Annotated in this window: 11 protein-coding genes, 1 tRNA gene and 1 pseudogene; 6 read left to right on the forward strand and 7 right to left on the reverse strand. The window is 45.0% G+C overall.

The annotated features are described in order from the left end of the window. Positions 1 to 213: 213 nt before the first annotated feature. A pseudogene (locus O9290_RS23300) lies at positions 214 to 879 on the reverse strand (RNA-guided endonuclease InsQ/TnpB family protein); the annotation flags it as partial. Positions 880 to 1,034: 155 nt separating this feature from the next. Between O9290_RS23300 and O9290_RS23305 the strand changes: the two are divergent. After that, positions 1,035 to 1,202 (forward strand): YqaE/Pmp3 family membrane protein, encoded by a 168-nt coding sequence (locus O9290_RS23305; RefSeq protein WP_002757335.1) that lies wholly within the window; start codon positions 1,035 to 1,037, stop codon positions 1,200 to 1,202. Positions 1,203 to 1,729: 527 nt separating this feature from the next. Here the strand turns inward: O9290_RS23305 and O9290_RS23310 are convergent. After that, a complete protein-coding gene (locus O9290_RS23310; protein WP_002737568.1) occupies positions 1,730 to 2,119 on the reverse strand; it encodes an AbrB family transcriptional regulator in 390 nt (129 codons plus the stop codon). Between the two features lie 299 nt (positions 2,120 to 2,418). On the opposite strand from O9290_RS23310, the gene O9290_RS23315 reads away from it, so the two are divergent. Genes O9290_RS23315 through cbiB form a run of 3 tightly spaced genes read left to right on the forward strand, consistent with a single transcriptional unit; the run spans position 2,419 to position 4,266 of the window. Beyond that, positions 2,419 to 2,862 (forward strand): Rrf2 family transcriptional regulator, encoded by a 444-nt coding sequence (locus tag O9290_RS23315; RefSeq protein ID WP_069475295.1) that lies wholly within the window; start codon positions 2,419 to 2,421, stop codon positions 2,860 to 2,862. After that, positions 2,810 to 3,283, forward strand: a complete 474-nt coding sequence (locus O9290_RS23320; protein WP_002757336.1) for a GFA family protein — start codon at positions 2,810 to 2,812, stop codon at positions 3,281 to 3,283. Before O9290_RS23315 ends, O9290_RS23320 begins: the two co-directional genes overlap by 53 nt. Before the next feature lie 2 nt (positions 3,284 to 3,285). Further along, a complete protein-coding gene (cbiB, locus tag O9290_RS23325) occupies positions 3,286 to 4,266 on the forward strand; it encodes an adenosylcobinamide-phosphate synthase CbiB (RefSeq protein WP_288027111.1) in 981 nt (326 codons plus the stop codon). Here the strand turns inward: cbiB and O9290_RS23330 are convergent. Next, entirely contained in the window at positions 4,207 to 4,581 is a 375-nt protein-coding gene (locus tag O9290_RS23330; RefSeq protein ID WP_002757338.1) for a hypothetical protein, read from the reverse strand. The genes cbiB and O9290_RS23330 overlap by 60 nt on opposite strands. A gap of 376 nt (positions 4,582 to 4,957) precedes the next feature. Continuing rightward, positions 4,958 to 5,626, reverse strand: coding sequence for a lysophospholipid acyltransferase family protein (locus O9290_RS23335; RefSeq protein WP_002757339.1), 669 nt, complete (start codon positions 5,624 to 5,626; stop codon positions 4,958 to 4,960). 550 nt (positions 5,627 to 6,176) lie between these two features. Here O9290_RS23335 and O9290_RS23340 point away from each other — a divergent pair. Continuing rightward, positions 6,177 to 6,377 (forward strand): hypothetical protein, encoded by a 201-nt coding sequence (locus O9290_RS23340; RefSeq protein ID WP_002798182.1) that lies wholly within the window; start codon positions 6,177 to 6,179, stop codon positions 6,375 to 6,377. A 1,248-nt stretch (positions 6,378 to 7,625) separates the two neighbouring features. Here the strand turns inward: O9290_RS23340 and O9290_RS23345 are convergent. The 3 genes from O9290_RS23345 to O9290_RS23355 form a co-directional block, all read right to left on the reverse strand. Next, complete coding sequence (locus tag O9290_RS23345; protein WP_147070847.1) at positions 7,626 to 8,813, reverse strand: FtsW/RodA/SpoVE family cell cycle protein; 1,188 nt, start codon at positions 8,811 to 8,813, stop codon at positions 7,626 to 7,628. A 70-nt stretch (positions 8,814 to 8,883) separates the two neighbouring features. Continuing rightward, the gene (locus O9290_RS23350) at positions 8,884 to 9,828 is read right to left on the reverse strand and encodes an isoaspartyl peptidase/L-asparaginase (protein WP_002757342.1); all 945 of its coding nucleotides are present in this window, start codon (positions 9,826 to 9,828) and stop codon (positions 8,884 to 8,886) included. A gap of 505 nt (positions 9,829 to 10,333) precedes the next feature. Then, positions 10,334 to 10,406 (reverse strand) — tRNA-His (locus tag O9290_RS23355). A gap of 102 nt (positions 10,407 to 10,508) precedes the next feature. Between O9290_RS23355 and O9290_RS23360 the strand changes: the two genes are divergently transcribed. Beyond that, on the forward strand, positions 10,509 to 10,895 hold the full coding sequence (locus O9290_RS23360; protein WP_002757343.1) for a DUF4359 domain-containing protein: 387 nt from the start codon (positions 10,509 to 10,511) through the stop codon (positions 10,893 to 10,895). Positions 10,896 to 11,106: the final 211 nt, after the last annotated feature.

The following is an 11,106-nucleotide window of genomic DNA, read 5'->3' on the forward strand; positions in this document are numbered from 1 at the left end:
TGAATAATGGTAAAACCCTTTTAAAATAAGGCTTTTGACCTGTTAAAATCCGATGTTAGTGCTGCGAAAATAGGATTGGGACGTTCAAAAACCTGGCATTATCCTTCTTGTAGTACATCGCTTGGTACAAAAAACAAGGGCAACAAAGCCCGAAACGACCGGCTCCTGACGACCGGCTACTGACTCCTACCCCCAGGAAAAACTTTTTCAGCAGACCCTATGTAAGAAATCAGTGCGAGTGTCTTTAATCTTTGCGTGGATTTTAGCCACTTGTTTTCTGGCTTTTTCCCGTCGGTTACTTCCTTTCTGTTTTCTAGAAAGGTTTCGTTGTGCCTTTTTAAGCCGTTTTAGTCGTTTCTTTAACGGTTTTGGTGCGTTGAACTTTTCCCCTGTTGAAAGAGTCGCAAAGGTAGCAATCCCTAGATCGATCCCTACGGTTTGCTTGTTATCTGGCAAAGTTTCAGGACGAATCTCGACAACGAAACTGAGAAAGTATCGATCCGCTGCGTCTTTAATCACGGTGACGCTAGAAGGTTTAGAGGGTAATGGACGGCTCCAAACGACTTTTAAATCACCGATTTTTGCCAAAGTAACGTGGTGTTGATTAACGGTAAAACCATTGTCAGTAAATCTTGCCGATTGTTGAGATTTACGTTTTTTAAACTTGGGAGGTTTTACTTTTTTTCCCTTCCTTTCTGCCTGACAAAATGCAAAAAAGTTAGAATAGGCTGTCTCTAAATCTCTCAAAGACTGTTGTAAAGGAATAGAAGAAACCTCAGTTAACCACTTTCTTTATTCTGTTTTTTTAGTCTGAGTTAGTCTTTTGGAAAACTCGGTATATTTTGGCTTTTTTTCTCCTTGTTGATAGAGTTCTTGGCAAATAAACTCAGGGCAGTGGCAAGAATATTTAAAAGAATGCCGATCATGAATTTCTCCTTAATTTTTCTGGGATCACTGCCATTTTATGGCAAATTTCAGGAGAGCAAGCTTAATATAGAATTAAGATTCACTAAAGTCTTTTTGAGGTACTGACAATGTTTCTTCGCCTAGTTTGTGCGTTTTTTTTGCCGCCCTTAGCCGTATTTTTGACCACGGGACTGAGTTTAGCCTTTGTTATCAACATCATCTTAACTTTAATTGGTTATGTCCCCGGCATTATCCACGCTTTCTGGATTGTCTCCAAAGAAGCGGAGAATTCCTAGTTAGGGTCTGCTGAAAAAGTTTTTCCTGGGGGCAAGGTGTGGGGTGTAGGGTGTAGGGTGTAGGGTTTTACCGATCTTCAGGTGGTCAATTACCCAATTTTCAGGGAAAAAGTCCAGGAATTTTCCCCCTGCTCACTCCCATGCCCGGCACTTTTGGATGTCAAAAAAGTCTAAAAGTCTTACCCAACAAGGTTTTTAGATTTATTCAGCCAACCCTATCTAGATGCTTAAAGACCGATTGAGGATAAAATACCTAGTTTCAAGAGACAAGAGCTTATCTCATCTGATAAGTACCTAAGCAAAATTAATTACACATCCAAGCCGTCAGCCGTCAGCCAAACGCTTTTTGTTGTGATCAGTAAACAGTGAACTAAAAATTCAAATCTGATCCCTGATAGCTGTCTCGGAGTCCCCCGTCTCGGAGTCTCCTGTCTCGGAGTCTCCTGTCTCGGAGTCTCGACTAGGAAATTAATTTTGCACGACTACTTAGCAAGGAGAGAGTGAAAAGGCTCTCTCCTTAATTATGGCTATTCGTCGTCGTCGCTGGCGCCAACTTGCTTGAGATGAATATGTTTTCTCCCCAAAGTAATTTCAAATTCATCTCCCGGTTTGAGTCCCATTTTTTTGGTGTAGGCCGAACCGATCAGAAGATTATTATTTGATTGGACACTGATCCGGTAGCTGGCCGAGCGCCCACCTCGTCCGTGACCATTGGCACTGCTATCTAAGTCAATTCCCTCGGCATCGATTAGAGCATTGAGAAATTTCATCATATTAACGCGTTCAATACCATTTTTTGTCATGGTATAGTAGCCGCATTCCCGGGCTTTTTCCTCTTTGCTGAGGTTGCCTAGCTGTTTAACTTTCTCAATTAGTTCGAGGCCAGTCAGGGGTTCTGGATTGGTAGTTGTGTTCATTTAAGTTCGCAGTAGATAAGTAACGGTTAGGGTCATCAAGGCTAGTCGAGGAGAATTGCTCCCCCTGACCAGAAACAATCGGGTTACGATTGATCTCTACACTTATCTTACACGGTATAAACTAAAAATTATCACTTGCTTGGGGAAATTGATTGTAATGGATTAGACTCTATCTCTCGATCGAAATCTTAAGAGAATTTATCAATGTTGATCGAGATGCCGGGGTAAGGGAGGTTAGCCTTTCTCTCATCAATGAGAGCCGGGGTAGGATAGAGATCAAGAGGTAAAAATGAGGGATAATGAAGCTAACAACTAGGGGTCACTATAGTGTTAAAGCCTTGCTGGATCTTAGTTTACAACCGAGGGGAACTCCCGTATCGGTAAAATCGATCGCCCTGCGTCAAGATATCCCGGCTGCTTATCTAGAGAAATTGCTGATAGAAATGCGACGAGCGGGGTTAGTTCGTTCCTTTCGGGGATCGCAAGGGGGTTATCAATTGGCTAGGCCGGCAAATCGGATCTCGTTGGGGCAAATTTTGGAGGCAGTGGGAGAGACGATCGAGCCATTATCAGGCTATCATCCCAGGGACGAACAGGCAGAAGATTGGGTGACATTTACTATCTGGAAACACCTACACGAGAAATTAAAAGAGGCCCTAGGGAAGATTACCTTAGCCGATTTATACTACGATGCCCGTAGCTGGATCGCCTCTAGGGGAGAGGAAACCAGCTTTATTGTTTAGTAGTTTAGAAGTTATGACAGCAACAACACAAGCAAAGATTTATGGGGGGGGTTGTCACTGTGGAGCGATCCGTTTTCAAGTGGCGATCGAGCATGATCAAGCTCTAGACTGTAATTGTTCGATTTGTCAGAAAAAAGGCTTTCTGCATCTGATTGTTCCTTCAGCACAATTTACCCTCCTAAGCGGTGAAGATTTTTTAAGTACCTATACATTTAATACCCACACAGCCCAACATTATTTTTGTCGTGTTTGTGGTATTCATCCTTTCTATCGTCCCCGCTCCCATCCTGACGCTATAGATATAAACCTGCGCTGTTTGGAGGGCAATGTCTTAGGCGATTTTCAGATCCAGTTCTTTGATGGGGCTAACTGGGAAGACAATATTGAGAAAATTCGGGATATCGATGGTAAAAGGGAGTAATTGTGAAGGAAACGGCAACGGCGATCATTTTAGTATTAGGGGCGGTTTTAGATTATCTGGTGGGCGATCCTTGGGGATGGATTCATCCAGTGCAGGTGATGGGGGCGATTATTGCTGTTGCCACAAAAGTTATCCTTAATTGGACGCGGGAAAAAATTCGCCAACGTTTAGCGGGCATAATTCTGGGACTAGGTTTAATTATCTTGGCCGGGGTCTTAACTTGGCTAGGAATCCAATGGTTAGGTCAGGTCAATTTGCTGCTGAGTTGCCTAGTACAAATGATTCTCTTGGCTAGTTGTTTAGCCGGTAGAAGTTTACGCAGGGCTGCCGAAACAGTCATCGCACCTTTACAAGCTGAAAATATCACCTTAGCTCGTTGCCAACTAAGTTTATACGTTGGTCGCGACACAGATAATCTCGGCCGGGAAGAAATCCTCCGCGCCCTATTAGAAACCGTCAGTGAAAATGGTGTGGATGGAGTTACCGCGCCGCTTTTTTATGCCCTTCTCGGTGCTTTTCTGGGTGTGGGGCCAGTTCCCCTCGCTTGCGCTTATAAAGCCGCTAGTACCCTCGATTCGATGATTGGCTATCGTCGGCCACCCTACACCCATATTGGTTGGTTTAGTGCCAAAAGCGAGGATGTTTTGACATGGCTACCCTGTCGTTTGACGGTCTTAACTCTCGCCCTAATTTCGGGCCGGCCGGGGCGGGTTTTAAGCATTTGTTGGCGCGATGCCCGTCGGGATCCTAGTCCTAATTCTGGTTGGAGTGAATGCGTCTATGGGGCGATTTTGGGGGTGCAATTGGGGGGTAAAAATCAATATCGAGGCCAGATTGTGGAAAAACCTTTATTGGGCGATAACCTCAACCCGATTACCGTCAAAACCGTCGAACAGGCTTTGAATTTAACTCGTACTTGTGTATTACTTTGGCTGGCGATCGCTGTCAGCTGCTTGATTGCTAGAGATTTTGCTCAATTGTAGCGACCAGAGGCGACGGCGTTGACGGGATTGACGCTGCCAGTAACGGATAATCAGGGAGAAGGTCAAGAATAGGGATTGCAGTATCTGTATCTGTCCGCAGAGACGTTGATAGTTTTGTCGGAGATAATAGGTTTTCGCCCCGGCGATGACAATATATTCGGGGGCGGGGTAAAAAATGTGGTGTAAACGTCGTTCCACCCGGTTTAAAATTTTGGTCACTCGCCCTAAAATCCGCCGCAATTGCCACAATTTCCAGACTAGAAAGCAATTAAATAAAGTTAAGCCTAGATTGAAGCCGAGGACAAAAAAGAACATGGTCGAGGCGATGGTCGAGTTATGCCAATTTTAGCCTAGATTCCCCACTTCAAAGTGTCGGGGAAAGAAATCCCATCAGCTGCCCGGGTATTTAGGGTTTGCTTAATAAATCTAAAAACCTTGTTGGATAAGCTGTTGGTCATTTAAATTGCTTGTTGAGATCAGGCGGTCGGCAGGAGTCAGTATTCAGGAGATAGGAGACAGGTTTTGGAGGTTGGGGTTTTGGGGTTTTGGGGTTTTAGTTCAATTTCCCCACTTCCCCACCTCCCCAATTCATAATTCATAATTCATAATTCCCACTCCCCCTATACCCCACACCCCACACCCTACACCCCACACCCTGCCCCCAGGAAGAGCTTTTTGCCGCAAACCCTAGTTAGCGTCCGAGGGCGTGTAATCCGTTAATAATTTCGGCACAGCGCTCGGTAACTGTCTGTAAAGCTTCTCTTTTGCTAGAAATCGGTGGCGGCAGCACTTCGCCGATGCGAATAGTTAAGGGGATACTATGGGGAAAAGAAGAACCTTTTTGAAAAATCTTTTCTGTCCCCCACAAACTGACGGGTAACAGGGGAACTCCCGCTTTAGCGGCAATCATCGCCGCGCCTAGTTTTGGTTGATGGATCAATCCGTCCTCGGTGCGGGTTCCCTCCAGAAACACTCCTACTGCCCAGCCCGCTGCTAAGGCTGCCATCGCCGCCCGAATTGCCCCGCGATCACCACTGCTGCGTTTGACGGGATAGGCCCCGTAAAGAGCGATCGCCTGTTTTAAAATCGGGATGGTGAATAATTCTTCTTTAGCCATATAAGCTACGGGACGACGCACAGCACAGGATAATAGAGGTGGATCGAAGTAACTGGCGTGATTGCAGACGATAATCAGAGGATGACGCCGGGGGACATTTTCCACTCCGTAAACGCGACCGCGAAAATAGCCGTGTAGGGTTGGGCTAACGATCGACCATTTAAAGAGATGATATAAAACTAAACTGGCAAAAGGTTCTCGCTCTTGAGGCTGGTTCATGACTGACAATTGTTCCCTAGACATGGAAAAGCCCTCGGGAGTCTTGCCGTGTTTCGACCCCAAGGACTTTGCTTTCTTCTCACTCCTCACACAATTGAAATATATAACAATTTATGGGTTAGGGAAAGGTTAAGCGTGCCGCTTTCTTAACTGGCATAATTACTTACCTAGGGTTTGCGGCAAAAAGTTTTTCCTAGGGGTAGGGTGTGGGGTGTGGGGTGTGGGGTGTCGGGTTTTACCGATTTTCAGGTGGTCAATTACCTCATTTTCGATGGTAATTAGGGTTTGCTGAAAAAGTTTGTTGGTGGGGTTAGGAGTCAGTGGCCGGTCGTTTCAGGCTTTGTTGCCCTTCTTTTTTTTATACCAGTCTATGTACTACAAGAAGAATAATGCAAAGTTTTTGAATGTCCCAATCCTATATTCTTGCACTAACATCGGATTTTAACAGGTCAAAAGCCTTATTTTAAAAGGGTTTTACCATTATTCAGCCAGCCCTAATTAATTTTGCTTAGGTACTTAAAAAAAGTTGGGTTAAAATATAAAGGCCAAATCTAGTCAGAAAAAGAGAATTTTTATGGAAAAACAGGTAAATTGTGCTGTAGATTGCCTAAATGGTTGTATTTTAGGCGATAAATGCCCCAATCAAGCCCATGCCGCCGAAGCAGCCAAATTTATTGCCGAAACTTCTTTGGAAAAGATGTTAGAAATGGCAGAAGCCGCTAGACTGAAAAAACTGACGCAACCGACCCAATGGATTATTCCCGATGATTTCTAGGGTTTGGCCGGGGAACGGGGAACGGGGGTTAGTTCGCACCTTGCCGACAAAATTGGCTACAGTTCCCCTGGGGTGCGGGGTAATACGGCTCGGTTAAGCCTAAAACTCTGGTTGAGACTGCATGGGAGCGGGGAGCGGCTATGGCCAGAAATCTTAAGAAAATCTTTAATTAGAGCTTGCTGAATAAATCTAATACTAAATCCGGTTATTAAAGACTGATTATTTATTCCCCCTTTTGCATGAGTGCCTGTCCTCATCAGTAGCTTATACTCAACGGATTTAGTATCAAAACCTTGTTGGATAAGACTTTTAGACTTTTTGTCAATCAAAAAGTACTGGCCCTGGGAGTGAGCGGGGGGAAAATTCAGGTACTTTTTCCCTGAAAATTAGGTAGGGTTTGCTGAATAAATCTAAAAACCTTGTTGGGTAAGACTTTTAGACTTTTTGTCAATCAAAAAGTACCCGGCATGGGAGTGATCAGGGGGAAAATTCAGGTACTTTTTCCCTGAAAATTAGGTAATTGGTCACCTCAAAACTGGTAAAACCCCACACCCCACACCCCACACCCCACACCCCACACCCTGCCCCCAGGAAAAACTTTTTGCCGCAAACCCTAGGTAATTGACCACCTGAAAATGGGTCAAACCCGACACCCCACACCCTGCCCCCAGGAAAAACTTTTTGCCGCAAACCCTATTTATTCTCCCTTCTCCCCTCTCCCTTCTCCCCTTTCCCCTTTCCCTTCTCTGCAATAATTACTCGCAGCCAGAAGTCCATTGGGCTAATATCATACTTTGTGCTTTTTGTCAAAAAAACTTTTTTTTTGCAATAAAACTACACAAAAAAAAGATCATCGTTGCCCGTGAAATTGACTGATTTACCCGTCTTAATTAGGATCACCCTGTAGGTGTGGCAAGGGTTTCAACCATTGCTACCCAAAAAAGCACAGAATAACCGATTATGAAATTCTATCAAATCGCTGTCACCATTGTAACATCGTTGTTAAATAAAAATCTTTCTCAATTAATTCTTAAGAATTTGTAAATATTGCGGAATGTTAATTTAAATATTCTCAAGTTTTTGGAGTCAATCAATAATTTTTACTTATCTTTGTCGAACATTGGGTGAGGAGTCAGGAATCAGGAGATAGGGGGGTCACTGCTTGCGCGTTGCGGGGGGTTTTGGGGTGATAGGGTGATGAGACAGCTTCCCCACTTCCCCACTTCATAATTCATAATTCCCAATCCATCACTGATGACTGAAAACCGAGACAATTTTCTGAGGACTTTTTTTAATGGTGGAAACCGGATCGGGGTCATTTTCTTCCCTAGCCACGCGGATTAAGAGGGCGGCTAAAAAGAGACTGGCTAAACTGGAACTGCCGCCATAACTAAAGAGAGGGAAAGGTAAGCCGGTAGTGGGTAAAGAACCAGTGGCCACACCGATATTTAACAGGGATTGACCGATTAAAATTACCATCGCCCCGATCGCCACTAATTTTTTGATGCGATGACGACATTTAACCGCCACGATCAGGGCGAGAGTAGCGTAGAGAAATAGCATGATTAACAGTAAAATACCGCCAATAAAACCAAATTCCTCGCCAAAGACAGCGAAAATAAAATCCGTATCTGGGAAGGGTAGATAAAATAATTTTTGTTGGGATAAACCGTAACCGCTGCCGGTGGTTCCGCCAGAACCGATCGCCAGTAAACTCTGCACTAATTGATAACCATCACCCCGGGGATCCTGCCAGGGGTTTAAGAAAGACAAAATCCGTTTTCTCTGGTATTCGCGGAAAGTAACACTAACCACGGCCATAGTTACACCCAGTAGAGCGGTGCTGGTCATGTAGGATAAAGGCAGACCGGAGGCAAGAGCGATCAGCCAGAGAGTTATACCACACAGAGCAGTGGTACTCAAGTTAGGTTGTAAGAGGATGCCCGCTAGAATTAGCCCAAAAATAGCGATCCAAGTTAACCGTTGATTGACATTTAAACGCGGCCAACCACCGAAAACCGCCGCCCCTTGCAGGACGAGAAACGGTTTCATAAATTCCGACGGTTGCAAGAGAATCGGCCCGATTTTAATCCAACGGGTGGCACCGTTGATATTAGTTCCCAAACCGGGGATAAGAGTGATCAAAATTAATCCTAAAACTAATAAAATCATCCAGGGTGCGATTTTGAGGAGTTTCTCGATCGGCAATCGCACCAGGAAATTAAAGCCAATTAAGCCAATCCAAAGCCAGATTAATTGGCGGATAAAATAGTATAGTCCGTTATCAAAGCGACTGTCAGCCAGAGCGTAGGAAGCGGAAAAAAGCACCACTAACCCGACTAACAGCCACAAAAAAGTCATCCAGCGCAATAATCGCGCTTCGGCTGACCAGTTTTTCACATCGGGGTCAAAAATAGGAATAATGTATTGCCACACGGAGATTTTCGAGAAGAAGTATCTTGTACAGATTAACCGAAAAGACTAGGCTCGATCGCAGTTTGTTCCACTATCCGACGGCGACATGACCGATTAAACCCACATTTTCACCGTGCCATTCTAGGGTATCACCGATCGCCTGACCGTCATGATAGGCAGCCAAGAGAATTTCCGCCGTTTTCCCCCAAACAATATTCCCCTGACGATCAAGGGAAATCATGCCCAGGTCCCGACCATTAGTTTGGGATTCGCGCATAGATTTCTCCACGGCAGCGGCGAGGGAAAAACCATCGGTGACGCGAATAACCACCTTAGCGGCTAAACACTCATCGATAATATCTTCCCCGACCCCCGTACAGCTTACTCCCGCCCATGGATTCGCATAATTGCCGGCCGGCATGGCACTGTCACTAACGCGACCGATTCTTTCTAATCCCTTCCCTCCGGTAGAAGTTCCGGCGGCGATGTCTCCTTGCTGATCAAGAGCCACTACCCCGATAGTTCCCCGTTGCGCTGACGAATCGGCGAATAAACGGGCCATTTTACGGTTAAAATTCGTCTTTCTTTCCTCCATCCATTCTTGAATCCGATAATCGGTGAGGGGATCATAGAGGGGAATTTGTAATTCTCGGGCCAGATCTGCAGCTCCAATTTCCGAGAGAATGCGATCCTCTTGACTTTGGAGAAATTGAGCCAGGCTAATGGGATTCTGTACCCGCGAGACGTTAATGACACCGCTTAAACGCTGGTGACGACCATCCATCAAGGCTGCACTCATTCGCACCTGACCGTCCGATTGCACCACCGAACCGGTCCCGGCATTAAATCGCGGTTCATCCTCCAGTAACATACATCCTTTCGTCACCGCCTCCACAGCACTAGCACCATTGTCAAGGAGGTTGTAAATATTCTTAACAATCCCCCGGAGAGAATCGCGGACTGATTCTAAACCACCTTTGTCCTCTAGGGAACTCGCTCCCCCATGAATAATTAACTTCGGATTTACTTTGGTCATTATTGTCCCAATATCACATTACCGATCGGATCTAAACTATCACGTTATCGCTACTCCGCTTCGCCAGTGCCGTCTTAACCGGTAAGTAGGGTTTGCGGCAAAAAGTTTTTCGTGGGGACAGGGTGCGGGGTGTGGGGTGTGGGGTGTGGGGTTTTACCCATTTTCAGGGGTTCAATTACCTAATTTTCAGGGAAAAAGTCCAGGGATTTTGCCCCGATCACTCCCAGATCCGGTACTTTTTGATTGACAAAAGATCTAAAAGTGTTACCCAACAAGGTTTTCAGATTTATTCAGCCAACCCTAATTACTCACCGTTCGCTCCTTTCTGGAAGCGAGAATTTGCTCAATTGTCTCAAATACAGTCTAGCCAACACATTGACCGTTCTCACCGAAATTTATCAGTACATAAAGACTATTTTGAGGTTAACGAATTGATTGGGGATTTGAGTGGGTAAGTGCCAATCAACCCCCTCAAAGCCTAATTATCAACGAGCCTTGAAAAGAGGGCGAACGAGGGGACTTGAACCCCCGAGTGGTGGAACCACAATCCACTGCCTTAACCACTTGGCTACGCTCGCCGTACACCTTTTCGAGTATAGCACAAGACGAATGGTTGACAAGAGGTTTTTTATCCTAATTCAGGCTATGGTTAGGGTAAGTGAGTGATGATTTGAGAGCTTATGAAATTGGCGCGGTTAGGGGGAATAGTGTTAGGAGTGGTTTTAGGGGGAATTGCGGGGATATTGCTGACAACTAACCCCAATCGTCAAGATTACGAACAATACGCTTCCCAGAGGTTAACTAGCTATCTTAAGGATAATGTCTGCGCTCGGGCGCAAGCTTCCCTCGAGGTGCAAGCTCTCTTACGGGGTTACTGTAAAATGTTGGTGGATACGGGTCATCCTTTTTTACAAGAAGCGATCGCCACTCACACCACTAGAAAGAATTTTGTCATTTTCAGCGTTTATCAAACGGAATTATGGTTCCCTCCCCCTTTACCTAGTTATCACTTCAGCACCGTCGGTTTTTTGAACAAATTATACATCTACGAAGCTTTAGAACTGTAGTCAGGCAATTGAAATTTTCCGAGAGTAAATCCTGATGGTAGTGATTTTATTGTAGTGGTGATAGCTGAAATTATGGCTCTTCGGTTTGTGTTATGCAATGGACGGGGATTATAAGGGATGGAACCCTTATATAGAAAGGCATTTAGCGATTTTTGTCAATTGTTTTTTATCTAGAGCGAACTAATCAATTAAGTCTCTTGCCAGATAAGGA

The sequence above is a fragment of the Microcystis sp. LE19-41.2A genome (assembly GCF_027530405.1).
Classification (GTDB): Bacteria; Cyanobacteriota; Cyanobacteriia; order Cyanobacteriales; family Microcystaceae; genus Microcystis; species Microcystis aeruginosa.